Origin of the sequence: Sphingomonas sp. Leaf28 (assembly GCF_001421685.1) — a bacterium.
In the GTDB taxonomy this organism is placed as follows: domain Bacteria; phylum Pseudomonadota; class Alphaproteobacteria; order Sphingomonadales; family Sphingomonadaceae; genus Sphingomonas; species Sphingomonas aurantiaca.
Map to the genome: position 1 here is coordinate 729219 of NZ_LMKX01000001.1, position 24428 is coordinate 753646.

22 protein-coding genes are annotated in these 24428 nt (G+C 68.3%); 10 read left to right on the forward strand and 12 right to left on the reverse strand.

Annotated elements, in window-relative coordinates; all coding sequences use genetic code 11:
• Position 1: 1 nt before the first annotated feature.
• From glpX to ASE79_RS03450, 3 genes are all read right to left on the reverse strand, one after another.
• Positions 2–973 carry a class II fructose-bisphosphatase gene (glpX, locus tag ASE79_RS03440; RefSeq protein ID WP_082445030.1) on the reverse strand — a complete coding sequence of 324 codons (972 nt, stop codon included), beginning with the start codon at positions 971–973 and terminating at the stop codon, positions 2–4.
• A 61-nt stretch (positions 974–1034) separates the two neighbouring features.
• Complete coding sequence (gene dapD / locus ASE79_RS03445; protein WP_056411756.1) at positions 1035–1853, reverse strand: 2,3,4,5-tetrahydropyridine-2,6-dicarboxylate N-succinyltransferase; 819 nt, start codon at positions 1851–1853, stop codon at positions 1035–1037.
• On the reverse strand, positions 1850–2515 hold the full coding sequence (locus tag ASE79_RS03450; RefSeq protein WP_056411758.1) for a pyrimidine 5'-nucleotidase: 666 nt from the start codon (positions 2513–2515) through the stop codon (positions 1850–1852). The genes dapD and ASE79_RS03450 overlap by 4 nt, the downstream gene beginning before the upstream one ends.
• 134 nt (positions 2516–2649) lie before the next feature.
• On the opposite strand from ASE79_RS03450, the gene ASE79_RS03455 reads away from it, so the two are divergent.
• Positions 2650–4965 (forward strand): S8 family peptidase, encoded by a 2316-nt coding sequence (locus tag ASE79_RS03455; RefSeq protein WP_082445031.1) that lies wholly within the window; start codon positions 2650–2652, stop codon positions 4963–4965.
• Positions 4966–5124: 159 nt separating this feature from the next.
• Positions 5125–6123, forward strand: a complete 999-nt coding sequence (locus ASE79_RS03460) for an LLM class flavin-dependent oxidoreductase (RefSeq protein ID WP_056411760.1) — start codon at positions 5125–5127, stop codon at positions 6121–6123.
• A 147-nt stretch (positions 6124–6270) separates the two neighbouring features.
• On the opposite strand, the gene nudC is transcribed toward ASE79_RS03460, so the two are convergent.
• From nudC to ASE79_RS03475, 3 genes are read right to left on the reverse strand one after another with little or no spacing between them, the layout of a single operon-like run.
• Complete coding sequence (gene nudC / locus ASE79_RS03465) at positions 6271–7149, reverse strand: NAD(+) diphosphatase (protein ID WP_056413318.1); 879 nt, start codon at positions 7147–7149, stop codon at positions 6271–6273.
• 5 nt (positions 7150–7154) lie between these two features.
• Positions 7155–8507: a serine hydrolase domain-containing protein gene (locus tag ASE79_RS03470; protein ID WP_056411762.1), complete on the reverse strand. Its 1353-nt coding sequence runs from the start codon at positions 8505–8507 to the stop codon at positions 7155–7157.
• A complete protein-coding gene (locus tag ASE79_RS03475) occupies positions 8504–9568 on the reverse strand; it encodes an A/G-specific adenine glycosylase (protein WP_056411763.1) in 1065 nt (354 codons plus the stop codon). Before ASE79_RS03475 ends, ASE79_RS03470 begins: the two co-directional genes overlap by 4 nt.
• Before the next feature lie 26 nt (positions 9569–9594).
• Between ASE79_RS03475 and ASE79_RS03480 the strand changes: the two genes are divergently transcribed.
• The 7 genes from ASE79_RS03480 (at position 9595) to ASE79_RS03510 (ending at position 18475) form a co-directional block, all read left to right on the forward strand.
• Positions 9595–10185, forward strand: a complete 591-nt coding sequence (locus ASE79_RS03480; protein WP_082445032.1) for a DUF721 domain-containing protein — start codon at positions 9595–9597, stop codon at positions 10183–10185.
• Positions 10185–10850, forward strand: a complete 666-nt coding sequence (locus ASE79_RS03485) for a thioredoxin domain-containing protein (RefSeq protein ID WP_056411768.1) — start codon at positions 10185–10187, stop codon at positions 10848–10850. Before ASE79_RS03480 ends, ASE79_RS03485 begins: the two co-directional genes overlap by 1 nt.
• Before the next feature lie 26 nt (positions 10851–10876).
• Positions 10877–11617 carry a thioredoxin domain-containing protein gene (locus ASE79_RS03490; protein ID WP_056411769.1) on the forward strand — a complete coding sequence of 247 codons (741 nt, stop codon included), beginning with the start codon at positions 10877–10879 and terminating at the stop codon, positions 11615–11617.
• 336 nt (positions 11618–11953) lie between these two features.
• Positions 11954–15340, forward strand: coding sequence for a chromosome segregation SMC family protein (locus tag ASE79_RS03495; protein WP_056411770.1), 3387 nt, complete (start codon positions 11954–11956; stop codon positions 15338–15340).
• Positions 15341–15362: 22 nt separating this feature from the next.
• On the forward strand, positions 15363–15578 hold the full coding sequence (locus tag ASE79_RS21215; protein WP_056411771.1) for a hypothetical protein: 216 nt from the start codon (positions 15363–15365) through the stop codon (positions 15576–15578).
• Between the two features lie 223 nt (positions 15579–15801).
• A complete protein-coding gene (locus ASE79_RS03505) occupies positions 15802–17052 on the forward strand; it encodes a putative DNA modification/repair radical SAM protein (RefSeq protein WP_056411772.1) in 1251 nt (416 codons plus the stop codon).
• A 31-nt stretch (positions 17053–17083) separates the two neighbouring features.
• Positions 17084–18475 carry a UdgX family uracil-DNA binding protein gene (locus ASE79_RS03510; protein ID WP_056411774.1) on the forward strand — a complete coding sequence of 464 codons (1392 nt, stop codon included), beginning with the start codon at positions 17084–17086 and terminating at the stop codon, positions 18473–18475.
• Positions 18476–18609: 134 nt separating this feature from the next.
• On the opposite strand, the gene ASE79_RS03515 is transcribed toward ASE79_RS03510, so the two are convergent.
• The gene (locus tag ASE79_RS03515; RefSeq protein WP_056411777.1) at positions 18610–19407 is read right to left on the reverse strand and encodes an aldo/keto reductase; all 798 of its coding nucleotides are present in this window, start codon (positions 19405–19407) and stop codon (positions 18610–18612) included.
• 93 nt (positions 19408–19500) lie between these two features.
• Here ASE79_RS03515 and ASE79_RS03520 point away from each other — a divergent pair, with 93 nt between their 5' ends.
• Positions 19501–20133 carry a DedA family protein gene (locus ASE79_RS03520; protein ID WP_056061199.1) on the forward strand — a complete coding sequence of 211 codons (633 nt, stop codon included), beginning with the start codon at positions 19501–19503 and terminating at the stop codon, positions 20131–20133.
• On the opposite strand, the gene ASE79_RS03525 is transcribed toward ASE79_RS03520, so the two are convergent.
• The 5 genes from ASE79_RS03525 to ASE79_RS03545 form a co-directional block, all read right to left on the reverse strand.
• The gene (locus tag ASE79_RS03525) at positions 20130–20831 is read right to left on the reverse strand and encodes a DJ-1/PfpI family protein (protein ID WP_056411778.1); all 702 of its coding nucleotides are present in this window, start codon (positions 20829–20831) and stop codon (positions 20130–20132) included. The two genes, ASE79_RS03520 and ASE79_RS03525, sit on opposite strands and share 4 nt — an antisense overlap.
• Positions 20832–21391: 560 nt before the next feature.
• On the reverse strand, positions 21392–21898 hold the full coding sequence (locus tag ASE79_RS03530) for a hypothetical protein (RefSeq protein ID WP_056411779.1): 507 nt from the start codon (positions 21896–21898) through the stop codon (positions 21392–21394).
• A 31-nt stretch (positions 21899–21929) separates the two neighbouring features.
• Positions 21930–22466, reverse strand: coding sequence for a demethoxyubiquinone hydroxylase family protein (locus tag ASE79_RS03535; RefSeq protein ID WP_056411780.1), 537 nt, complete (start codon positions 22464–22466; stop codon positions 21930–21932).
• Positions 22463–22945, reverse strand: coding sequence for a disulfide bond formation protein B (locus ASE79_RS03540; protein WP_056413325.1), 483 nt, complete (start codon positions 22943–22945; stop codon positions 22463–22465). The genes ASE79_RS03535 and ASE79_RS03540 overlap by 4 nt, the downstream gene beginning before the upstream one ends.
• Positions 22946–22965: 20 nt before the next feature.
• Positions 22966–24360: a S41 family peptidase gene (locus ASE79_RS03545; RefSeq protein ID WP_056411781.1), complete on the reverse strand. Its 1395-nt coding sequence runs from the start codon at positions 24358–24360 to the stop codon at positions 22966–22968.
• Positions 24361–24428 lie beyond the last annotated feature (68 nt).

The window sequence follows — 24428 nt, forward strand, 5'->3', positions numbered from 1 at the left end:
ATCAGTCCGTCCGATGCTCGCCCTTGACCCAACGCACCGTCCCCGACGACGCGCGCATCACGACGCTCTCGGTCGTCATCTTGCCCTTCTTCCGCTTGACGCCAGCCAGCAGCGAGCCATCCGTCACGCCGGTCGCCGCGAAGATGCAGTCGCCCTTGGCCAGCTCGGACAGGTCATACTGCTTGTCGAGATCGGTGATCCCCCACTTCGCCGCACGGCCGCGCTCGTCGTCGTTGCGGAACAGCAACCGGCCCTTGAACTGCCCGCCGACGCAGCGCAGCGCCGCGCATGCCAGCACGCCCTCGGGCGCGCCGCCGGAGCCCATATACACGTCGACCGTCGTCTCGGGATCGGACGTTGCGATCACGCCCGCCACGTCGCCGTCGCCGATCAGCATCACGCCGCAGCCGACCGAACGCAGCTCGGCGATCAGTTTTTCATGACGCGGGCGATCGAGCACGCACACGATCAGGTCGCGCGCGGGCACGCCCTTGGCGGCCGCAACCGCCATGATGTTCTCGGTCGGCGTCTTGTCGAGATCGATGATGCCCTCGGGATAGCCCGGGCCGACCGCGATCTTGTCCATATAGACGTCGGGGGCGTTGAGCAGCCCGCCCTCTTCGGCGATCGCCAGCACGGCGAGGCTGTTCGGCCCCGCGGTCGCGCAGATCGTGGTGCCTTCGAGCGGATCCAGCGCGATGTCGATTTTCGGGCCCTTGCCGATCGCCGAGCCGACCTTCTCGCCGATGAACAGCATCGGTGCCTCGTCGCGCTCGCCCTCGCCGATGACGACGGTGCCGTCCATGTACAGCGAATTGAGCGCCTCGCGCATCGCCTCGACCGCGGCGGCATCCGCCGCCTTCTCGTCACCGCGCCCGACGAGCGTGGAGGCGGCGATCGCCGCCGCCTCGGTCACGCGGACCATTTCGAGGACGAGTACGCGGTCGAGAACCTGGCTGGCAGCAGCGGTCAAAGTCTATCTCCTCGGTATGTTTCGTACCGGATAGGCAGCCCCCGCCACGTTGTCGACCCGATCAGTCCCTCAGCAGGTCGTTGATCGAGGTCTTCGAGCGGGTTTGCGCGTCGACCCGTTTGACAATCACGGCGCAGTACAGCGCGGGCTTGCCGTCTCCGCCGCCGATCGAGCCGGGCACGACCACCGCGTACGGCGGCACCTCGCCCTTGAAGACCTCGCCGGTCGCGCGATCGATGATCTTGGTCGATGCGCCGAGATACACGCCCATCGAAAGCACCGCGCCCTCGCCGACGCGAACGCCCTCGGCGACTTCGGCGCGCGCACCGATGAACGCACCGTCGCCGATGATGACCGGATCCGCCTGAAGCGGCTCGAGTACGCCGCCGATGCCGGCGCCGCCCGACAGATGGACATTCTTGCCGATCTGCGCGCAGCTACCCACGGTCGCCCAGGCGTCGACCATCGTGCCCTCGCCGACATAGGCGCCGATATTGACGAAGCTCGGCATCAGGATCGCACCCTTGGCGATGAAGCTGCCCCGACGCGCGACCGCGCCCGGCACGACACGGATCCCCGCCGCGCGGAACTCGGCGTCGCCCCAGCCGGCGAACTTCGACGGCACCTTGTCGAACGCTGGTGCGCCCGCCGACCCGCCGTCGATCACGACGTTATCGTTCAGCCGGAACGACAGCAGCACTGCCTTCTTCAGCCACTGGTTGACCTGCCAGCCATCTGCCGTCGGCTCGGCAACACGCGCGGTCCCGGCGTCCAGCATCTCCAGCGCGGACTCGACGGCATCGCGGATCTCGCCCTTCGTTTCCAGCCCGAGGTTCGCGCGATCGTCCCAGGCGGCGTCGATGATGGTCTGCAAGGTCATGATGTCTCCAGGATGGTTTCGAGCCAGGGTGCGAGCACCGGCACGGTAAAATCGATATGATCGCGCGCCGCTTCGGGCGACTGTTCGGAGCCGTTGTCGATCCACACGGTCGTCATCCCGATCGCCTTGGCCGGCGTCAGGTTGCGCGCCATGTCGTCGGCGAACAGCGATTGCGCCGGATCGATATCGAACGCCGCGCAGAACCCGGCATAGGCCGACGCATGCGGCTTGGGCATCAGGTTCATCGCGTGAATATCGTGGATCGCCTCGAAACTCTCGCTCAAGCCCAGCCGGTCGAGGATCCGCGTCGCATAGGGCGTATCGCCGTTGGTGAAGACGAGCTTGCGCCCCGGCAGCTTCGCGATCGCGGCGACCAGCGGCGCGTCGTGCTCGATCACGTCCATCTCGATATCGTGGACATGCGCGAGGAACGCGTGCGGATCGACGTGATGCTCGGTCATCAGTCCCGACAGCGTCGTGCCGTGATTGTGGAAATACCCCTTCTGCACGCGCCGCGCCTCGTCGTGATCGAGCCCGAGCAGGTCCTGGATGAACCCGGTCATCCGCGCGTCGACCTGCGAGAACAGGTTCGCGCTCGCCGGGTACAGCGTGTTGTCGAGATCGAAGATCCAGTTGCGGACATGGTCGAGGCTGGCAAGCATGGCGCGAACCTCTAGGCACCGCAAACCGAGCGGGCAAGCCGGCTCCGGCAGCAGCGGTCTTTACCCCCACCGAGTTTACGTTCGCGTAACACTTTGTAATCCAGTAGCCTTACGGGGCAAAACGGGTACGACTCATGCGACGCTTCAAGGCCGGCCTGCTGCGATCGGCGCCAATCGCGACAGGGCTTCTCCTCGCCGGCTGTGGCGGCGGCGGCGGCGGCATCAACAGTACGCCGACTCCGCCCGCCGCGACGATTCCAGCACCGACGCCCACGCCCACTCCGACTCCGACGCCCGCCCCCGCGCCTACGCCAACCCCGACCGCCAGCTACGACACCGCCGAATATCGCGCGACCGTCGGCGCGGTCTCGATGAACGCGCTCGCCGCCTATCGCGTCGGCGCGACGGGCAAGGGTATCGGCGTCGGCGTGATCGACAGCGGCATCGACCTGCAGAGCCAGGAGTTCGGCACCCGCGTCTCGTCCGCGTCGCAGGCCGTCGCCGGCAACAGCTCGATCGACGACGAGGGCGGCCACGGCACCGCGGTCGCCTTCACGCTCGCCGGACGCCGCAACGACGCGGGCACGCACGGCGTCGCGTTCGACTCGACGTTGATCGTGTTGCGCGCCGACCGCCCCGGCACCTGCGCCACCGCGAGCAAGGACGACGAGGATTCGGGCTGCAAGTTCGGCACCGACGCGATCACGCGCGGACTCGACGCCGCGCGCACCGCCGGCGCAAAAGTCGTCAACATCTCGCTCGGCGGCTCCGACATGCCGCAGAGCCTCAAGGACGCGGTCGGCCGCGCCACCGCCGCGGGGCTCGTCGTCGTGATCGCCGCGGGCAATGACGGCTCGACCAATCCAGATCCGTTCACCACCGTCGCCAGCGAGGCGCAAGGCCGCAACCAGGTCATCATCGCCGGCTCGGTCGGCGCCGGCGACGGCATTTCGAGCTTCAGCGACCGGGCCGGCACCGGCGCCGCGCATTTTCTGACCGCGGTCGGCGAAAGCGTCCGCGCGCCCGACCAGACCGACACCGCCGCTCTCTGGTCAGGCACGTCGTTCGCCGCCCCGCAGATCTCTGGCGCGGTTGCGTTGCTGGCACAGGCCTTCCCCAACCTCACCGGCGCGCAGATCGTCGACATCCTGTTCAGGAGCGCGCGCGATGCCGGCGCGCCCGGCGTCGACTCGGTCTATGGCAACGGCGTGCTCGACCTCACGCGCGCGTTCCAGCCGCTCGGGACGACGTCGGTTGCGGGATCCAAGGCGGTCGTCTCGACCACCAGCAACGCTACGCTCTCCGCACCGATGGGCGACGCGACGCAAGGCGAACTCGGCGCGGTGATCCTCGACGGCTACAGCCGCGCCTTCGCGATCGACCTCGCCAAGACGATCGCGCGCCGCAGCCCAGACCGTTCGCTCGGATCCGCGCTCCAGTCGCGGTTCCGCAACGTCGCGCTCGCGCAGGGCGGCATGACGGTATCGATGACGCTCGCCCCGCGCAGCAACGGCGACGTCGCGCTCGACCGGACGACGCTCTCCACCGCCGACGCGACCAGCGCGCGCGCGATCGCGGGGATGGTAACGCAGAAGCTCGGCAGCACCCTCTCGTTCGGCTTCGGCTTCGCACAAGGATCGGGCACGCTCGGCGCACAGCTCTCCGGCCAGTCCGAACCCGCCTTCCTGATCGCCAGTACCGGGAACATGGGCTTCGACAGCACCACGCGCGCCTCGAGCGCGATCCGACAAAGCGTCGGCGGGTTCGGCTTCACCGCGGGACTCGAAAATGGCGACGTCCTGACGCAGCGCGACAGCACGCTGCAACTGCGCGATCGCTGGCAGCGTTCCGGCTACACCCGCGCCTCGCTCGCGGTCGACCGGCGCTTCGGTGCGCTCGCGACGATGATCTCGGCCACGCGGATGGACGAGCGCGACACCGTGCTCGGCGCGCGCTTCGACGCGGCGCTCGGTGCGACGCGCGCGGCGACGTGGTTCGTCGATACGAAGGCCCGCTTCAATGCGGGCGGCGGCTGGAGCCTCGGCGGATCGATGCGCCAGGGCTGGACGCAGGCGGCGGTGCGCGGCGGTCTCGACGGCGACGGCCTCGTCCGCACCACCGCATTTGCCGCGGACATCGGCAAGGACGGCGTGTTCGGCCATGACAGCCTCGGCCTCCGCATCGCCCAGCCGCTGCGCGTCGCGCGCGGCGGCGTCGACCTCCGCCTGCCGACCTATTTCGATTATGCGAGCGGCACCGTCACCGACTGGACCACGCAACGCCTCAACCTCGCCCCGCAAGGCCGCGAACTCGACGTCGAGCTGCGCTACGGGCTGCCCGCGTTCGGCGGCGGTCTCGACACGAACCTGTTCTTCCGCCGCGACCCCGGCAATGTCGCTGCGCTGCCGAACGACTACGGCATGGCGATGCGGTACAGCCTGGGGTTTTGAAGACCACGCCCGCCCCAATTCGTCATCCTGACGAAAGTCAGGACCCAGGGTTACGGGCGATGCCGTTCCTGGCTCTGGGTTTTGACTTTCGTCAGGATGACGGGCCGCGTCAGCACGCCCCCACTGGATAAGCTACCGCTCGGTACCTATCTCTGACGCATGACACGCTATTCCCTGCTCGATCTCGTCCCCGTCGTCGAAGGCGGCACCGTCTCCCAGGCGCTCGCCAACGCCGCCGATCTCGCGCGCCACGCCGAACGCGTCGGCTTCCAGCGCTACTGGGTCGCCGAACATCATGGCATGACCGGGATCGCCTCCGCCGCGACCGCGGTCGTGATCGCGCACATCGCCGCGGCCACCAGCACGATCCGCGTCGGCTCGGGCGGTATCATGCTCCCCAACCACGCGCCGCTGACGATCGCCGAGCAGTTCGGCACGCTCGACGCGCTGTTCCCCGGCCGGATCGACCTCGGCCTCGGCCGCGCGCCCGGCTCCGACCAGCGCGTCGCGCGCGCGATGCGCCGCACGCTGGAAACCGATGCCAACGCCTTCCCGCAGGACGTGATGGAGCTGCAAAGCTATTTCGCGAATGACGGCCAATCCGGCATCGTCGCCACGCCTGGCGCCGGCGCGGACGTCGACATGTGGATCCTCGGCTCGAGCACGTTCGGCGCGCAATTGGCTGCCGCACTTGGCCTGCCCTACGCCTTCGCCTCGCATTTCGCGCCCGATGCGCTCGACGCCGCGCTGGCGATCTACCGCCGCGATTTCCGCCCGTCCGCGCGGCTCGCCAAGCCGCATGCGATGGCCGGGTTCAACGTGTTCGCCGCCGACACCGATGCCGAAGCCGAACTGCTCGCCAGTTCGCAGCAACAGTCGTTCGTCGCGCTGCGCACCGGCAACCCCCGCCAGCTGCCGCCGCCCGTCGCGGGCTACCGCGAGTCGCTCGGCGCGCAGGGCAACCAGATCCTCGGGCATGTGCTGCAATGCTCGGCGGTCGGCAGCCCGGCCACCGTCGCGCGCGGCATCGCGGCGTTCGTCGAGCGCACCGGCGTCGACGAGGTGATGGTGACCAGCGCGATCTACGACCACGAGGCGCGCAAGCGGAGCCTGTCGATCACCGCCGACGTGATGCAGGATCTGAAGATCGCGGCGTAATTTACCCGCGCACTACCAACTACCACCACCCCGGCGAAGGCCGGGGCCCAATTGGAAAGGTTGGGGTAACGGAGCGCGGTCTTCAGTTACGACCGTCCCCCAATTGGGCCCCGGCCTCCGCCGGGGTGGTGCGGGGTGAGGCTAAACCTACTCCCCCGCCCATGCCTTCAACAGCGTATACGCAATCGCATAGGGCGGCGGCGGCAGGAACGGCCCGTCCTCCCCCCGCAGCACTGCGCGCACCATCTCGCGCGGCACCCACATTGCGTCCTCCAACTCGTTGGTGTCGAGCGTGATCGCGTCGTCCTCGGCCTCCGCGACGCACGCCATCATCAGCGACGAAGGAAACGGCCAGGGTTGGCTGGCAACGTACCGCACCTTGCCGACGCGCACGCCCGCCTCCTCGACGATCTCGCGAGCGACCGCTTCCTCGATCGACTCGCCCGGCTCGAGGAACCCGGCAAGCGCGGAATAGCGCCCCGCCGGCCACCCCTTGCCGCGCCCGAGCAGCGCGCGCCCGTCATGCTCGGCGATCATGATCACCACCGGATCGACACGCGGGAAATGCTCGGTCGCGCACGCCGGGCATTTGCGCGCCCAGCCAGCCCGAAACACGTCGGTCGGCGACCCGCATTTGGCGCAAAAGCCATGCCGGACATGCCAGTCGATCAGGCTGCGCGCCGCCGCATAGGTCGCCGCCTCGCCCGGCGCCAGCGCGCCCAGCACCGCCATCAGCGCGGGCGAGCGCATCGCCGGCGCGGTATCGACCCGCATCCCCGCCAGCAACGCGGTGAAATGCGGCCGGCCCTCGTCGTCGAGCCCGAGCAGGATCGGATACGCATCGTCGGGCAGGTCCGCCATCGACGTCCACGCCAGCCTTCCGTCGTCGGTCACCCCCGGCAGCAGCCCGTCGAGCACCAGCAGCCGCGCGCGCCAGTCGCTCCGTACGGCCGCCAGCGCCTCGGCATCGTGCCGCATCGCATCGACCCGGTCGAGCGTCCCGCCCGTGAAACCGGGTGCCTCCATCACGCTCATCGGCGCAACCTCGCTGCATCCTGCATCAGTGCCGCGACCACCTGCTCGCGCAGCGGAATCCGGTCCGCCGGGAAGTAATTGACCATCACATTGCCGCGCGACCGCTTGAGCGGATCGACCCACGCGATCGTCCCCGCCGCACCGCCCCAGGCATAGGTGCCCTTGCCCGGGCCGTTCGGCGTCGTCGCGAGCACCACCGATCCGCCCGCGCCAAAGCCCATGTTGCTGCCCTTCGTCCCCCCGGTACCCCCGCTCACGCCGCCATAAGAGACGCCCGCGGGCAACAGGTTCGACGTCGCCAGCGCGATCGTCTCGGGCTTCATCACGCGCACGCCGTCCAGCGTGCCGCCGTTCTGGATCATGTGCAGGAACCGGTCGTAATCGCGCGCCGACATCACGAGGCCCGCGCCGCCATAGGGAAAGCTCGGCTTCTGCAGGAACACCGACGTCGACGCAGGATCGAGCGGCGTCCGCGTGTCGCCGACAAACGCATAGTTCGTCGCAAGCCTGCCAACCTCGCTCTGCGGCACCTGCCAGAAGCTCGACTTCATCTTGAGCGGATCGAACAGCCGCGTCTGCACGAACCGCTCGAAGCTCATGCCGCTCGCGACCTCGATCACGCGCCCCATCACGTCGAGCCCGATCGAATAGCTCCACTTGGTGCCCGGATCGGCGATCAGCGGCAGCGTCGCGACACGGTTGGCGAACTCCTCGAGCGACGTCGGCCGGACCAGCCGCATCTTCTCTTCCATCGCCGCATTGACCGATGCCGGCAGGATGCCGCGCCGCTCATATTCCTTGAGCAACGCCCCCTTGGTAATGATCGAATAACCGAGCCCGGCGGTGTGCGTCAGCAAATTGCGGATCGTGATCGGCCGCGTCGCCGGGCGCGCGTCGAGCGACGTGTCGGGGCTGATCGCCACCTTCATGTCCTTGAACGCCGGGATATATTTGCTGACCGGATCGTCGAGGTTGAGCTTGCCGTCCTCGATCAGCATCATCGCCGACATGCCGGTGATCGGCTTGCTCATCGAATAGACGCGCCACAGGCTGTCCGGCCCCGCCGCGGGAGCGCCCGCATCGTCGCGGATCCTGCCCGCCGCCGGGAACAAGGTCGGGCCGTCGCCGACGCCGAACGCGCCGACGATCCCCGGCATCTTGTCCTGCGCGACATAGCCGTCGAACAATGCGGACGTGGCGGGCAGCAGCGCCTTGACCGGGATCGTCATCCGAGGCGTCGGCCGGGCCTGCGGCGTGGGTGCAGGCCGGGGCTGCGCCTGTTGCGCATAGGCGGTCGCGGCAGCCAGCGCGGCGAGGCCGCCGGTCGAAATCCAGTGCACCAGTTTCATGCAGCTCTCCGTATGGCCCAGTTTCGTATGGCTTGGCCGGCTTTTGCGAAAACGGTCGGGAGCCCGGCGGTATCCAGGTCGTCGATCGGCCACCATTCGCTTGCCGTAGGAACGCGGGATTGATGCGCCTCGACCGTCGCCACCGCAAGCGTCAGTTGCAGATCGAAATGGGTAAAGCCGTGCGCGACGGTCGAGTCCAGCATCCGCCACTCCGCCTGCGCCGGCGCGTCCTCGAACCCCGGTGGGCCGTCGCCCCAGGGCCCGGTCGGAAACGCGCGCATCCCGCCGAGCAGCCCCGTATCCGGCCGCCGGACCAGCAACACCTGCCCGTCGCGTTCCAGCCAGAAGATCGTGCCGAAGCGCTGCGGCTTGGCCGCCTTCTTCGCCTTGACCGGCAACCGCTCGGGTGCACCCTGCCTGAACCCCTCGCAATGCTCGCGGATCGGACACAGCAGGCATTTCGGACTGCGCGTCGTGCAGGTCCCCGAGCCCAGATCCATCATCGCCTGCGCGAAATCGCCCGCCCGCGCGTCGGGCGTGATCGAGTCCGCCGCCACCCGAATCGCCGGCCGCGCACCCGGCAATGGCGTCTCGATCGCGAACAGCCGCGCGACGACGCGCTCGACATTCGCATCGACCACCACCGCGCGCTCCCCGAACGCGATCGCCGCCACCGCCGCTGCAGTATACGCGCCCAGCCCCGGCAGTTCGCGAAGCTCAGCCTCGGTCCGCGGGAACACGCCGCCATGCTCGGCGACCACGGCCTTCGCCGCCTTCACCAGATTGCGGGCGCGCGCATAATAGCCGAGCCCCGCCCACGCGGCCATCACATCGGCATCGTCCGCAGCCGCGAGACTCGCGAAATCGGGCCAGCGCGCGGTCCACGCCAGGAACCGCGGCGTCACCGCGGCGACCGTCGTCTGCTGCAACATCACCTCGGACAGCCAAACCCGGTACGGATCGACCGCCTCGCCGGGCTTGGCGCGCCACGGCAGGTCGCGGCGATGCGCGTCATACCAGTCGAGAAGGGCCGTCGAGACCGAAGAGCGCTTGGCGTTCACGCGTCGCCTATGGCATGGGTTTGCGGATGAGCAAGCCGCCCGTTTCCCTGCCTAAAGTTGCGACGCCCAAGCCGGCGACGACCAAGTCCGCCAAAGGGCGCGTGAGGGGCAAGACCGATCCCGACGCCCCGCGCGAGAACCGCTCGCGCGCGGTCGCCGAGCTGCTGCCCGCGATCGGCGGCGCGGCGTTCCGGCGATTCGGCTTCGTCCAGTCGTCGATCGTCAGCCGCTGGCCCGATATCGTCGGCGCGAAGCTCGCGGGCGCCAGCACGCCCGAATCGATCCGCTTCCCGCTCGGCAAGAAACAGGACGGCGTCCTCACGCTCACGGTCCGCGGCGCGCACGCGCCGATGATGCAGCACATCGCGCCCGAGATCATCGAGCGCGTGAACCGCTTCTTCGGCTACGCAGCCATCGTGAAGGTCGCGATCCGCCAGGGCGACGTCGCCGCCCCCGCGCCCCGCCGCGCCCCGCCCTCGATCCGCCCGGTCCCCGTCGATCTCGGTGCGAGCCTGACCACAAGTCTTCGGGGCATCGCCGATCCGGAACTGCGCGCCGTCCTCGAATCCCTCGCCGCCGGAGTCGCCTCGACGCACGGCCTTCCCAGGATCAACTGATGCGCGTCCTCCTTGCCGTCTTCGCCCTCTTCCTCCTGACCGGCGCCGCGCCGAAACGCGACTGGTCGCAGACCGCGCGCATCCTCCCCTCGGGCGCCTACCTGATCGGCAACCCCGCCGCGCGCGTGAAGCTGGTCGAATATGCCAGCTACACCTGCTCGCACTGCGCCGATTTCTCGGTGAAGTCCGAACCCGTGCTCAAGCGCCAGATGATCGCGTCGGGCTCGACCAGCCTCGAGGTCCGCAGCTTCATCCGCGACCGGCTCGATCTGGCGGCGGCGATCCTCGCGCGCTGCACCGGACCCAAGGGCTTCTCCGCCACGTCGTCCGCGATCTTCGCCGCGCAGCCGCAATGGCTCGAGCGCGGGATCGAGTATCAGCAGGGCAACGCTGCACGGCTCGCCATGTACCCCGCCGCCGCGCAGGTCCGCGCCAACGCCGACGGCTCAGGCCTGACCGCGATGGTCAAGGCGCGCGGGCTGTCCGACGCGGCGATCGACGCCTGCTTCGCCAACCAGCCCGAGATCGACCGGATCGTCAAACTGACCGCCGACGCGCCCAAGGAGATCGACTCCACGCCGACCTTCTACCTCAACGGCAAGATCGTCCCCCATGTCGGCTGGGACCAGCTCGAACCCGCGCTCCGCAAGGCCGGCGCCCGCTAATTCTCGTGATCCACTGGAGTACCCCCATGAAGTTCCTCACCACGCTCGCCGTCCTGCCGCTCGCGCTCGCCGCCTGCTCGAAGAATGATTCCACCGGCAACGTCGACACGCCCACCGCCGCGCCCGTCGCCGCCGCTGCCGCGCCCGCCGGCCAGAACTGGACCGAGACGGTCGTGAAGACCCCCGAGGGCTATCTGATGGGCAACCCGAATGCGGCCATCAAGCTCGTCGAATATGGCGCGCGCTCATGCCCGACCTGCGGCGCGTTCGGCCGCGAGGCGTACAAGCCGCTGACCGAGAAATATGTCTCGACCGGCAAGGTGAGCTTCGAATTCCGCGACTTCCTCGTCCACGGCGCGCCCGACGTCGCACTGACGTTGCTCGGCCAGTGCGGCGGCGTCGCGCCGTTCTTCCCGATCCTCGAGCAGATGTACGGCAACCAGATCGCGTTCCTCGACAAGCTCCAGGCGATGACGCCCGCGCAGCAGCAGGAACTCGCCAACCAGCCGCCGACGGTCGTCGCCACCAAGCTCGCCGAACAGATGGGCGCGATCGATTTCGTCAAGCAGCGCGGTATTCCGGAGGCCAAGGCGCGCGCCTGCCTCGCCGATCAGAAGCAGCTCGAAGTGATGGCCAAGCCCACCGAAAACGCGATGCAGGCCGGCACCGTGACGGGCACGCCTACCTTCCTGATCAACGACAAGAAGCTCGACCAGGTCGTGAGCTGGGATCAGATGGAGAAGGCGCTGAAGGCGGCCGGGGCGTAAGACACCGTCAAACTGCTCGGACGAACACCCCCTCCCCGTTCGTCCTGAGTAGCCGTCGAGTAGCTGCAACGCAGCGTATCGAGACGGCGTATCGAAGGACAGGTTGGTGCGCGAAACCCTGCTTCGATACGAGCCCTCGATACGCTCCTGACGGAGCTACTCGGTCTCTACTCAGCACGAACGGATTGGGTAGGGACCGAGCCAGCGTGGTGCGCCCCTTCCCTTGTTCTCCCGCGAAGGCGGGAGCCCAGTCTGGGTCCCCGCCTTCGCGGGGACACAAATTTTGCGGTTAGGTCAGGGCTAGTATCAACACTCAGCCATCGGGGGGCCGCAAAAATGCAGATCAAACGCCTCCGCATCACCGGCTTCAAGAGCTTCGTCGACCCCGCCGATCTCCGCATCGAGCCCGGCCTCACCGGCGTCGTCGGCCCCAACGGCTGCGGCAAATCCAACCTCCTCGAAGCGCTCCGCTGGACGATGGGCGAGGTCAGCGCGAAGTCGCTGCGCGGCGCCGGCATGGACGACGTCATCTTCGCCGGCACCGCGACCCGCCCGCCGCGCGACTTCGCCGAAGTCTCGATCCTCGCCGAAATCGCCGGAGACGAACGCGAGATCGTCCGCCGGATCGAGCGCGGCGCCGGCTCCGCCTACCGGATCGACGGCCGCGACGTCCGCGCGAAGGACGTCGGGCTGCTCTTCGCCGACGCCGCGACCGGCGCGCACAGCCCCGCCCTCGTCAGCCAGGGCCGGATCGGCGCGGTCATCGCCGCCAAGCCCGCCGACCGCCGCGCGATGCTCGAGGACGCCGCCGGAATCGCCGGTCTCCACGTCCGCCGCAAGGACGCCGAGGGCAAGCTGCGCGCCACCGAAGCCAATCTCGCCAAGCTCGACGAGATCATCTCCGACCAGGACGCACGCGCCGCCACGCTGAAGCGCCAGGCGCGCGCCGCCCAACGCTACCGCCTCCTCTCCGCACAGATCCGCGTCGCTGAGGCGCGCACGCTCTTCGCCCACTGGCGCGACGCCGCCACCGCGTCCGATGCCGCCAAGGCCGAAGCCACCACCGCCGATACACACGTCCGCGCCGCCACCGACGCCGAACGCAGCGCTGCGACCGACCAGCACCGCGCCATCGAAGCCGTCGCCACCGCGCGCGCCGCCGCGCTCGCCGCGCGCGACCAGGCCGGCGACCTCGCCCACCAACTGGCCACCCTCAAGACCGAGAAGACCAGCGTCGCGCGCAGGGTCGCCGACCTCGCCGCTGCCCGCGCCCGCATCGCCGACGATCGCGCACGCGAAGGCTCGCTCGCCAGCGACGCCGCGGCCGCACTCGCGGCGCTCGCCGACGAAGCCAGGACTCTCGACACCGCGATCGCCGACGCCACCGCCGCGCGCCCCGATCTCGACGTCGCGCTGGCCGAAGCCGAACGCGCCGCCCGCGACGCCGAAGTCTCGCTGGCCCAGGCGCTCGCCACGCAAGCCCGCGACGCCGCCGAAGTCCGCGTCGCCACCGCCGCACTCGCCGCCGCCCGGTCCCGCGCCGACCGCACCGATCGCGACGCCGCGCAGATCGCCGCCGCGCTCCGCACGCTCGGCGACCCTGCCCCGCTGGCCGCAGACCGCGAGGCCGCCGCGGAAGCCCGCCGCGACGCCACCGCCGCCGCGGACGCCGCACGCCATGCCATCACCCGTGCGGACACCGACGAAGCCGCCGCCGTCACGAGCCGCGACACCGCCGAAACCGCCTACGCGACCGCCCGCGCCGACCTCGCCGCGATCGACAGCGAAATGGCCGCGCTCACCAAGGCCACGCGGCACAGCGGACGTGATCGCCTGCTCGACCATGTCTCGGCAAGCGCCGGCTACGAACGCGCGCTGGCAGCAGCTCTCGGCGACGATCTCGATACCGGTCTCGACGCCTGGGCCGGCGCCGCGCCCCACGCCGACGATCCCGCAGCTCCCGACAACACCACCCCGCTCGCAGCATATATCGATGCGCCCCCCGCGCTCGCCCGCAGGCTGGCGCAGGTCTTCGCCATCGACACCGACGAGGGACAAGCCCTCGCGGTCGGGCAGCGGATCGTCACCCGCGACGGGACCTTGCGCCGCTGGGACGGGTTCACCGCCACCGGCACCGGCGCGGCAGCGGCGGAACGCCTCGTCCGCCGCAACCGCCTCGGCGCACTTGAGGCCGAACGCCCCACCGCGGCCGCAGCGCTCGACCGCGCAGAACAGGCACGCGCCGCAATCGACCACCAGATCGCCGAAACGCGCCGCCAGTCCCAGACCGCACGCGCCGCGCTGCACCGCGCCGAAACCGCCGCGCGCGATGCGGCTCGCAACGAAGACCGCGCCGCCGCCGCACTCGAACGCCTCGCCGCCCAGCGCGCCGATCTCGACGTCCGCGCGCACCGCATCGCCGACGACGTCGCCGACGCACACGCCGAGCGCGCCCGTGCCGAGGCGGCGATGGCCGCGGTCCCCGACGGCAGCGCCAACGCGCGCCTCGTCGCCACGCTCCAATACGACGCCGAACGCGGCCGTACCGCGGTCGCGCAGGTCCGCGCCGATCGTACCACGCTCGACCGCGGCATTGCCACCCACCGCGAACGCCTGTCCGCAGCGCAGGCCGACACGCGAAGCTGGCACGCGCGCGCCGGCGAGGCCGCCAGGCGCATCGCCGACATGGACACACGCGAGAGCGCGCTGAGCGTCGATCTCGCCGCGATCGCCGATCGCCCCGCGCACCTCGACCGCGACATCGCCACGCTGGACGACGCGCATCGCGACGCCCGCGCCGCCGCCGACGCGCTGCTCGCCACCGAACGCGCCGCCGAAGCCACCGCGCGCGCCGCCGATGATGCGCACCGTGCTGCCACCGAAGCGCTCGCCGTCGCCCGCGAGGCGCGCGCCGGCGCCATCGCCCGCGTCGAAAACCACGAGGCGCGCCGGCTCGATCTCGGCAAGCTCTCGGGCGAACGTTTCCAGTGCCCCGCCCCCGTCCTCCCCGAACGCCTCGGCTTCGCGGTCGCCGACGTCCGCGCGCCGACCGAAGAATCCGCGACGCACGATCGTCTCGCGACCGACCGCGAACGCATTGGCCCAGTCAACCTCGTCGCCGAAACCGAACTCGCAGCCCTCGAAGACGCGTCGCGCGGCAACGCGGTCGAGCGCGACGAACTCGGCCAGGCGGTTAGCCGTCTGCGCGGCTCGATCGGCACGCTCAACCGCGAAGGCCGCCAGCGCCTGCTCGCGGCGTTCGAGGCGGTCAACGGCCATCTTCAACGGCTGTTCGCGACGCTGTTCGGCGGCGGCAGCGCGCATCTCGAACTCGTCGATTCGGACGATCCGCTCGAGGCGGGGCTCGAGATCATGGTGCAACCGCCCGGCAAGCGGCTGCAATCGCTCACTTTGCTATCGGGCGGCGAACAAGCGCTCACCGCGGTCGCGCTGATCTTCGGTCTCTTCCTCACCAACCCCGCACCGATCTGCGTCCTCGACGAGGTCGACGCGCCGCTCGACGACGCCAATATCGAACGCTTCTGCGACCTGCTCGACCGGATGGCGCGCGACACAGACACGCGCTACCTCGTCGTCACGCACAACGCCGTCACGATGAGCCGGATGCACCGCCTGTTCGGCGTGACGATGATCGAACGCGGCATAAGCCGCCTCGTCTCGGTCGACCTCCAGGTCGCGACCGGGCTGATCGCGACCGGATGATGCACGATACCGGCCGGCGATTTTGCGCGATATTTCGCCGTCACCGCGCTATAATGAGATCATGTTCCTGGACGACTCCAGCATCTGGCCGCGCAAGGAGGAGCTTCCTCCGAAAAGGCCCGTCTATCGCCACGAAAAGGCGCTTACGCGGCTGATCTTCGTCTATCTCGTTTTGCTGCTGATCCTCCCCGTCAGCCTCGGCGGCATGGTCGATCTGATCCGCTATCTGTTCGACTGAACGGGCACTGTCCTACACGCCGTCGTCCTGACATCATGCGACCGCTCGCCCCCGAAATACCGGGGCGGCATCGCTCGTGCAGAAACGCTCCCAGCGTCTATACTTCCTATACTTCACTTTGGCGCCCCGACCGAGAACCACGCCGACTCAGCGACATAGCGGCATGCCGACAAGTTGATCTCCATCACTCGACACCTTCCACCGCGGAACGTAAGACGAACGAATGGCCCAACTCGACACCCGTGAAAAGCTCGAGATCCTCGCCGATGCGGCGAAATACGATGCGTCCTGCGCCTCGTCTGGCACCGCCAAGCGCAATTCGAAGGACGGCAAGGGGCTCGGCTCGACCGAGGGGATGGGCATCTGCCACGCCTACGCCCCCGACGGCCGCTGTATCTCGCTGCTCAAGATCCTGCTGACCAACAGCTGCATCTTTGACTGCCATTACTGCATCAACCGCAAGAGCTCGAACGTCCGCCGCGCGCGCTTTACCGCCAAGGAAGTCGTCGACCTGACGATCGCCTTCTACAAGCGCAATTATATCGAGGGGCTGTTTCTCTCGTCGGGCATCATCGCCTCGTCCAACTACACGATGGAGCAGATGGTCGAGGTCGCGCGGTCCTTGCGCGAGGACCATCATTTCCGCGGCTATATTCACCTCAAGACGATCCCCGACGCCGACCCCGAGCTCGTCCACCAGGCCGGGCTCTACGCCGATCGCCTGTCGATCAACGTCGAGCTGCCGACCGCGAACGGGCTCAAGCGCCTCGCCCCCGAAAAGGACGGCGTCCGCATCGAAACCGCGATGGCCGAGGTCAAGACGTCGATCATCGACGGCAAGGATGCAAAGGCCAAGTACAAGTCCGCGCCGCGCTATGCCCCCGCCGGCCAGTCGACGCAGATGATCGTCGGCGCGGACGCCGCGACCGATGGCGACATCGTGCGCAAGGCGTCGACCTTGTACGACCGGTTCGGCCTGCGCCGCGTCTATTATTCTGCGTTCAGCCCGATCCCCGATGCGAGCGCGGTCCTGCCGCTGCAACGCCCGCCGCTGATGCGCGAGCACCGGCTCTACCAGTCCGACTGGCTGATGCGCTTCTACGAATTCCAGCCGCACGAGGTAGTCGCGGCGGCCGACGACGCGACCGGGATGCTCCCGCTCGATATCGACCCGAAGCTCGCCTGGGCGCTCAAGTTCCGCGGCTCCTTCCCGGTCGACGTCAACCGCGCCCCCCGCGAGCTGCTGCTCCGCGTCCCCGGGCTCGGCGTTAAGGCGGTCAACGGTATCCTGACGAGCCGCCGCTGGCGTCGCCTGCATCTCGCCGACGTCGCCCGCTTGACGGTATCGATCGCAAAGCTCCGCCCCTTCATCATCGCCGAGGACTGGCGCCCGGTGGTGCTGTCCGACACCGCAGACCTCCGCCCGCTGATCGCCCCCAAGCCAAAACCCAAGCAGATGGAAATGTTCGCGTGACCGCCTGTTCCTCCCCGGCACGGGGAGGTTTATGCGCGTCGTAACCCTTTCGGAGCAGGACGACTTCGATGGCTGGCGCGATGCCGCGCGTGGTCTGATCGCCGACGATGTCCCCCCCGACGATGTCGTCTGGCAAGTCGGCGACGAACCCGTCGACCTGTTCGCGACCGTCGCCGAGCCCGCGCCCGCCCCAGCCCCCGGCGCCTTCTCCGTCCCCCGCGCCTTCCTCGATCTCGCCCGCAGCGCGATCCTCGGCAGCGACCCTGAGCGGTTCGCGCTACTCTACACGCTGCTCGCCCGCCTGCGCCGCGACCCCAAACTGGTCGAGGACCGCGCCGATCCGCTCGTCCGCCGACTTGACCGAATCGCCAAGGACGTCCGCCGCGACATTCACAAGATGCGCGCCTTCCTCCGCTTCCGCGAGGTCGAGGATGAGGGCGCACCGCGCTTCGTTGCGTGGTTCGAGCCCGATCACCACATCGTTCGCGCCAACGCCGCGTTCTTCGTCAACCGCTTCGCCAGCATGCGCTGGTCGATCCTGACGCCCGAGGTCTCGATTCACTGGGACGGCAAGGCGCTGTCGGAAGGCCCCGGCGCGAGCAAGGCCGACGCCCCCGACGGCGATCCGACCGAGGAGGTGTGGAAGACCTATTACGCCAGCACCTTCAATCCGGCCCGCGTCAAGATCGGCGCGATGCTGAAGGAGATGCCCAAGAAATACTGGAAGAACATGCCCGAAACCGCGCTGGTGCCGGGGTTGCTGGCAGCGGCGCAGGCACGGGAGAGCGGGATGATTGCAAGAGCACGCGACACGGTCGGCGGTAACAGCCTGATCGCGTGGGAGGCGCTGCGCGACGAGGCATCCGGCTGCACGCGTTGTCCACTCTACAAGCCCGCGACGCAGACCGTGTTCGGCGAAGGGCCCGTCGACGCCCCGCTGATGTTCGTTGGCGAACAGCCGGGCGACCAGGAGGATATTGCCGGCCGCCCGTTCGTCGGCCCCGCCGGCCAGATGTTCGACAAGGCGATGGCGGAGGCCGGCGTCGACCGGTCGCGCGCCTATGTCACCAACGCGGTGAAACACTTCAAATTCGAACAGCGCGGCAAGCGGCGGATCCATGCCAAGCCGGGGGCCGGCGAAATCGACGCGTGCCGCTGGTGGATCGAGCAGGAGCAGATGCTGATCAAGCCGAAGGTGACGGTGGCGCTGGGCGCGACCGCGGCGCGGTCGTTGTTCGGCAAGGTGATGACGATCGGGCGAGAGCGCGGGCGGGCGTTGCAACTGCCGGATGGTGGCGAGGCCTGGATTACCGTGCATCCAAGCTATCTGCTGCGCTTGCCCGATCCGGCGCAGGCGGCGGAGGAATATGCTCGGTTCGTTGAGGATTTGCGGGTGGTGGGAGGCAGGCTAGGAGAACTGTAATCCCTCTCCCACGTCATCCTGACGAAAGTCAGGATCCAAGATCACGAGCGCAGCCTTATTTGGCTCTGGATCCTGACTTTCGTCAGGATGACGAGGGGGCGGTATCTTAGTGAAAAGCACCTACCGCCCCCCCGTCACATCGCGTTCGGCTCCGGTCCCAAGCGGCCGGCCGGGTCGTCGAGCGCCTCGATTGCGGCCATGTCCCACTCGTCCAGCGTCAGGTCCAGCGCGGCAAAATTATCTGCGAGATGCTCCGCATCCGACGCCTTCGGGATCACCGAGAAGCCGTTCGCCAGATGCCACGCCAGGATCACCTGTGCCGCGCTCCGGCCATGCTTGTCGGCGACCCGGACGATCGCTGGATCCTGCAACAGGGTCTTGCCCTGCCCGAGCGGGCTCCAGCTCTGCGTCACGATGCCGTGCGCGTCGTGATACGCGCGCTGCTCGCGCTGCTGGAAGTTCGGGTGGAGTTCGATCTGGTTGACCGCGGGAGTCACGCCGGTCGCTGCGACGATCGCGTCGATATGCTCGGGCAGGAAGTTCGATACGCCGATCGACTTCGCCTTCCCCGCATCGCGCAGGGCGATCATCGCCTTCCATGCGTCGACGAACCTGTCCTGCTTCGGCACCGGCCAATGCATCAGGTACAGATCGACCGACTCGACGCCCAGCAATGCAAGGCTCTCGTCCATCGCCGCTTCGGGGTCGCCCTGCCGGTCGTTCCACAGCTTGGTCGTCAGGAACGCGTCCGACCCCTTGTAACCGTCGCCGACGCCGCTCTCATTCTCGTAGATCGCGGCCGTGTCGACCAGCCGGAAGCCGATATCGAGGCCGGAGCGGACGATCGCCGCGGCCTGGCTGTCGGGGATCTGCCACGTACCCATGCCGAGCTGTGGCATCGAGCGGCCGTCGTTGAGTGTAAGGTCTGTCATGCCGCACCAGCGAACGAGTCGTGCCGCGGTTCCGATGGACGGGGTCGGTTTAGGGGTTCCCTTCGCCGCCCGGTTCGCGCAATCGACCGGGCCATGTTCGAAAAGATCCTGGCCGTGCTGGCCACCTTCACGATCGGCGTCATCTCGTCGGGTGGCTATGTCGGCATCGCGCTGCTCATGGCGATCGAGAGCGCCTGCATCCCGCTGCCGTCCGAGATCATCATGCCGTTCGCCGGCTATCTCGTCTCGACCGGGCGGTTCGACCTGTATCTTGCCGCCACCGCGGGCGCGATCGGGTGCAATCTCGGCTCGATCGTCGCGTACGAGATCGGCAAGCGCGGCGGCCGCCCCATGGCCGAGCGCTGGGGCCGGTACCTGCTGATAGGTCCGGGCGAGCTCGATGCGGCGGACCGGTTCTTTGCGCGCTGGGGTTCGATGGCGGTGCTGATCGGGCGCCTCCTTCCCGTCATCCGCTCGTTCATCGCCTTTCCTGCCGGCGTCGCGCGGATGAAGCTGGTGCCGTTCCACGTCTATACCTTCATCGGATCGTGGCCGTGGTGCTTCGGGCTTGCCTGGGTCGGCATGAAGCTCGGCGACAAATGGGACAGCGATCCGCGCGTGAAGGCCGCGTTCCACAGCGCCGACCTGCTGATCGGCGTGGTCCTGATCGCGCTTGTCGGCTTCTACATCTGGCACCGGGTCCGCGGGCTGAAGCGTCACCCTTAAGTGTCCCGGGCGTAACCCCGACGCTTCGCCAACGCGCGCAGATCGTCGTCGCGCGTCGGCGCGAGAGACTGCACGCGGCGCTGATACGTCGCGACGAGGTCCGGGCCAGCACGGGTCGGTGAACCGCTGTCGAACGGCGGTGCTGGATCATATTCGAGCGCGAGTTGCACCGCGCGAGCATGCGCCTCGCCGCGGATCATCCCGGTCAGCGTGAGCGCGAAGTCGATCCCCGCGGTGACGCCGCCGCCGGTCACCCGGTTGCGATCGACCACCGTCCGCGCATCGACGGGAATCGCGTTGAACAGCGTCAGCATGTCGCGCTGCGCCCAGTGGCACCCGGCGCGATAGCCATCGAGCAGACCCGCAGCACCCAGGATCAGCGATCCGGTGCAGACGCTCGTCACCCATGTCGCCTCGGCACCGACGCCTGCGACCCATGCCATCGCTTCGTCGTCGCCGATCACGGCGTTGGTGCCGAACCCGCCCGGCACGCAGAGTATGTCCGCGCACGGCACGTCGGCAAAGGTCGCGGTCGGCAGGATCGAGAAGCCGGCATCGGTGGGCACCGGGTCGAGCGTCTTCCACACGAGGTCGAGCCGCGCGTTGCCCAAGCGTGAGAGGACCTGCGCGGGGCCGGTCAGGTCGAGCTGGGTCACGTTGGGGAAGAGCAGGAAGGCGATGCGCAGGGGTTTGGTCATGCTCAGGGTCCCGTCCGGAAGTGTCTGGAATCAATGGCCGCGCGCGAGTGAAGTATAGGAAGTATAGACGCACGCGCAGCATCGTTTTCGGATCGTGATGCACGCTGGGCGGCGGGGTAGAGGATCGGGTTTGGGGAGAGTGCGGCCGTCATCCGGGGAGCATGTCATGTCCTGCGGTTGTAGGACAGCAGGGGCGAGGCGCGTGGCGGGCGTCGGGCGGATGGCAAGTGGCGCGCTCGCTGGTCCGGGGGAAGACCGGGTGGAGCCACTGCGCGACCGTTTGGGGACGGGCCGTCGTGTGCGGCTGACGTCGGCCGTGTCGTGGGAGACCCCAGCTTTCGCTGGGGTGACGGTTGGAAAGATGGACCGGCGCCGGGGTGCCAAGTGCCGGAGATGCCGAGTGCCGGGGTGCCAAGCGCCGGGGGTGCCGGTGGGATGGAGACGGTGGAAACGTCAAAAGCGGGTCGCTGTCGCGCTATTCCGGAGCGCCCCTACCCCAACGCCGTCATCCCAGCGAACGCTGGGATCTCTCCGTTCAGGCCCCGACCCGGCCCAAAGGCTCAGGGAAGAACCGGTACTTCCGCGGCGCGCGTCTTGTTCTCCAGGCGCGATTCCTTGACGCGCTGGTTGAAGCAGCCCGTCGCGCCGCCTGGGCCAACCGCCGAACAGCTGCCGATCGTGTTGACGCCCGAGCCGGCGTCGAGCGTGCCCTGCGCCTTCGTCGCCCAGCTGGCGTTTTCGGGGGTCACGACGAACTCGCGGAGTTCCTTCGGGACTCGGTACTGCTCCTGCGCGCTGCGACGGACGCAGACGACGATCTCTTCGCCATTCTGGTTGGTCGGGCAGCGTTCGTTGCCGAATAGCGTGAGGACGCCGTTGATGGGCGCGCTGCGCGACACTTCGCCGGGGGCGGAGACGGGCTTGGCCTTGCCCGTGGCGCCGGGCAAGGCGGGCGCCAGCGTCGGCGCCTTGGCGGGCAATTGCGCCAGCGTCGGCGGTGCAGGGCGCGCGGTCTGCGCGACCGCCGGGCCGGCGACGAGCAGCGCCGCCGCAAAAAGCATCTTCATACGCATCACTCCCACGCGTTTGGTACGCTTGTTATATCCGCTTCGCCGTGGCGATCGCGACCTTGCAGCCCAGCCGGATCATCGCGCTAAGCACCGGATAACCCGGCGTCTCCTCCGCGCCCGCGGCAATCGCGGTATTCTTGTGCTCCAGCTCCTCGGCCTGGAAGTCGAGGATGGCGGCTGATAGCTCGGGATCGCTGGCGCCAAGCTGAACGAGCTGTTCCTCATAATGCTTGTCGATCTCGGTCTCGACCGCGGCGGTACACGCCATCGCCGCGCGCGGGCTGATCGCCGCGGTCACCGCGCCGAGCGCGAAGCCAGCGACCTTCCAGATCGGCTGGAGTACCGTCGGCCGCACGCGGCGCTCGACGATCATCCGGTCGAAGAAGGCGCGGTGGCGTTCCTCCTGCTGCGCCATGTGGTGGATCGATCGCGATGCCGGATGGCGATCGCCGAGCACCGCCAACTGGCCTGCATAGATCCGGATCGCACCATATTCGCCCGCCTGGTCGACGCGGATCATCGAATCGGTCGCGCGCTTGGCGTCGCCTGGCTTCCAGCTGCTCATCTCGTCTTCCTCATGAGGGCGAATATGGTGAACGCACCGGCAAGGGAAAAGATGGCGTTGAAGCCCGCGAGCGAGATTCCGAACAGCGTCCACTGCGGCGAATCGCAGCGCACCATCGGCGCGTTCATGATCGCGGCAAGGCGCTCGGCAGCGGTGGTGCCCGCCATCGAGACGGTCGTCGTGCAGGCGGTAAAGCCGTTCCACCAATGATATTCGACGCCCGCATGCGCGACGGCGATCAGCCCACTGAGCCCGATCAGCAGCGCAGCGATGAACACCAGCGATGCGCGCAGCGAGCGACCGGGAACGAAGAACGTCGCGCCCGCGAACACCACAGCGGCATAATGCGGCCAGCGCTGCCAATGACACATCTCGCACGGGTACAGACCACCGAGATATTGCGAGCCGAGCGCGCCGAGCAGCAGGAACGCCGGCAACAGCAGCGCGATGGCGCGCGCGATCTCTTCGTTCTTGGTCATGCCAAGCCCACGACGCACGCTCACTTGCCGGGGACCTTGGCTGAGTCGGGTGCGGTCGGATCGGGCTTGATCGGGCGCGGCTTGGTCGCGGCGGCGACCTGCGCGGCGCCGCCGAGCCGCGCGACGGTCTTCAGCGCGTAATAAAGCTGGAAGTCGTCGATGCCCTGCTTCTTCAGCTGCTCGGGCGTCTGCGCGAAGCGGGGATCGGTCTTGGTATCCTCCTCGAGCACCGCGTTGTCGGCCTTCACCTCGTTGATCAGGTGCTTGCGCAGGTCCGCCTCACGGAACACGGGGCGCGACTTATAGTCGGGATCGGTGAGCTGCGGCACCTTGATGTCGGGCTCGATCCCGCCCTCCTGCACCGAACGGCCGGACGGCGTGAAGTAGCGTGCGGTCGTCAGGCGGAGCGCGGTCTCGGGACCGAGCGGGAGCACGGTCTGGACCGAGCCCTTGCCGAAGCTGCGCTCGCCCATGATCAGCGCGCGGTGATGATCCTGGAGGGCCCCGGCGACGATCTCGGACGCGGAGGCGGTGCCGGGATCGGTGAGGACGACGACCGGCAGGCCGTGCGCGTCGTCGCCGGGTTTTGCGTAATAGCGCTCGATATCGGTCTTCTCGCGGCCGCGCTGCGAGACGATCTCGCCGTGATCGAGGAACGCGTCGCTGACCTCGATCGCCTGGGTGAGCAAGCCGCCGCCATTCTCGCGGAGGTCGACGACATAGCCGAGCGGGCGGTGGCCGAGCGACTTGTCGATCGCCATGATCGCCGCGCGCGTGTCCGCGCCGGTATTCTCGCTGAACGTGTTGATGTTGATATAGCCGACGTTTCCGCGGACTTCCCACTTCACCGGCTTCTGGACGATGATCTCGCGCGTCATCGTCACGTCGAGCGGCTTGTCGCGGCCGGGACGGACGAGGCCGAGCGTGATCTTGCTGCCGGGCTTGCCGCGCATCTTGCCGACCGCCTCGTCGAGCGAGTCGCCGTAGATCAGCTTGCCGTCGATATGCGTGATATAGTCGCCGGACTTGACGCCGGCGCGCGCGGCGGGGGAGTCCTCCTGCGGGGCGACGACCTTGATCGCGCCGTCCTCCATCTGCACCGTCAGGCCCAGGCCGCCGTAATTGCCCTCGGTCATGATGCGCAGGTTTTCATAGTCGAGCGCGTCGACATACGAGCTGTGCGGATCGAGGCTGGCGAGCATCCCCTGGATCGCGCCCTTGATCAGCGTCTTGTCATCGACCTTGTCGACATATTCGGCCTTCACGCGGTTGAACACGTCGAGGAACTGATCGAATTCGCGATAGGTGTCGGTGTCGACCGCCGCCATCGCCGAGGTAGCGAGCGGTATCAGCGTCAGCGCGCCGACGATGGCGGTCGCGGAGAGGATCGGGGTACGCAGTATAGGACGAGGCATCGATGGTCCTGCAACCTGAGAAGTGACGGTATCTTAGCGTCGTAACGGCGTAGCGTAGCCGAGCGTCG

Excerpts from the sequence above, each read along its gene's own strand:
- ASE79_RS03530 (WP_056411779.1), bottom strand. The coding sequence starts at position 21,898 with ATGAAGATGCTTTTTGCGGCGGCGCTGCTCGTCGCCGGCCCGGCGGTC.
- ASE79_RS03460 (WP_056411760.1), top strand. The coding sequence starts at position 5,125 with ATGACACGCTATTCCCTGCTCGATCTCGTCCCCGTCGTCGAAGGCGGC.
- dapD (WP_056411756.1), bottom strand. The coding sequence starts at position 1,853 with ATGACCTTGCAGACCATCATCGACGCCGCCTGGGACGATCGCGCGAAC.
- ASE79_RS03535 (WP_056411780.1), bottom strand. The coding sequence starts at position 22,466 with ATGAGCAGCTGGAAGCCAGGCGACGCCAAGCGCGCGACCGATTCGATG.
- ASE79_RS03495 (WP_056411770.1), top strand. The coding sequence starts at position 11,954 with ATGCAGATCAAACGCCTCCGCATCACCGGCTTCAAGAGCTTCGTCGAC.
- ASE79_RS03515 (WP_056411777.1), bottom strand. The coding sequence starts at position 19,407 with ATGACAGACCTTACACTCAACGACGGCCGCTCGATGCCACAGCTCGGC.
- ASE79_RS03520 (WP_056061199.1), top strand. The coding sequence starts at position 19,501 with ATGTTCGAAAAGATCCTGGCCGTGCTGGCCACCTTCACGATCGGCGTC.
- ASE79_RS03455 (WP_082445031.1), top strand. The coding sequence starts at position 2,650 with ATGCGACGCTTCAAGGCCGGCCTGCTGCGATCGGCGCCAATCGCGACA.
- nudC (WP_056413318.1), bottom strand. The coding sequence starts at position 7,149 with ATGGAGGCACCCGGTTTCACGGGCGGGACGCTCGACCGGGTCGATGCG.
- ASE79_RS03505 (WP_056411772.1), top strand. The coding sequence starts at position 15,802 with ATGGCCCAACTCGACACCCGTGAAAAGCTCGAGATCCTCGCCGATGCG.
- ASE79_RS03485 (WP_056411768.1), top strand. The coding sequence starts at position 10,185 with ATGCGCGTCCTCCTTGCCGTCTTCGCCCTCTTCCTCCTGACCGGCGCC.
- ASE79_RS03490 (WP_056411769.1), top strand. The coding sequence starts at position 10,877 with ATGAAGTTCCTCACCACGCTCGCCGTCCTGCCGCTCGCGCTCGCCGCC.
- ASE79_RS03525 (WP_056411778.1), bottom strand. The coding sequence starts at position 20,831 with ATGACCAAACCCCTGCGCATCGCCTTCCTGCTCTTCCCCAACGTGACC.
- ASE79_RS03545 (WP_056411781.1), bottom strand. The coding sequence starts at position 24,360 with ATGCCTCGTCCTATACTGCGTACCCCGATCCTCTCCGCGACCGCCATC.
- ASE79_RS03510 (WP_056411774.1), top strand. The coding sequence starts at position 17,084 with ATGCGCGTCGTAACCCTTTCGGAGCAGGACGACTTCGATGGCTGGCGC.
- ASE79_RS03450 (WP_056411758.1), bottom strand. The coding sequence starts at position 2,515 with ATGCTTGCCAGCCTCGACCATGTCCGCAACTGGATCTTCGATCTCGAC.
- ASE79_RS03480 (WP_082445032.1), top strand. The coding sequence starts at position 9,595 with ATGAGCAAGCCGCCCGTTTCCCTGCCTAAAGTTGCGACGCCCAAGCCG.
- ASE79_RS03540 (WP_056413325.1), bottom strand. The coding sequence starts at position 22,945 with ATGACCAAGAACGAAGAGATCGCGCGCGCCATCGCGCTGCTGTTGCCG.
- ASE79_RS03470 (WP_056411762.1), bottom strand. The coding sequence starts at position 8,507 with ATGAAACTGGTGCACTGGATTTCGACCGGCGGCCTCGCCGCGCTGGCT.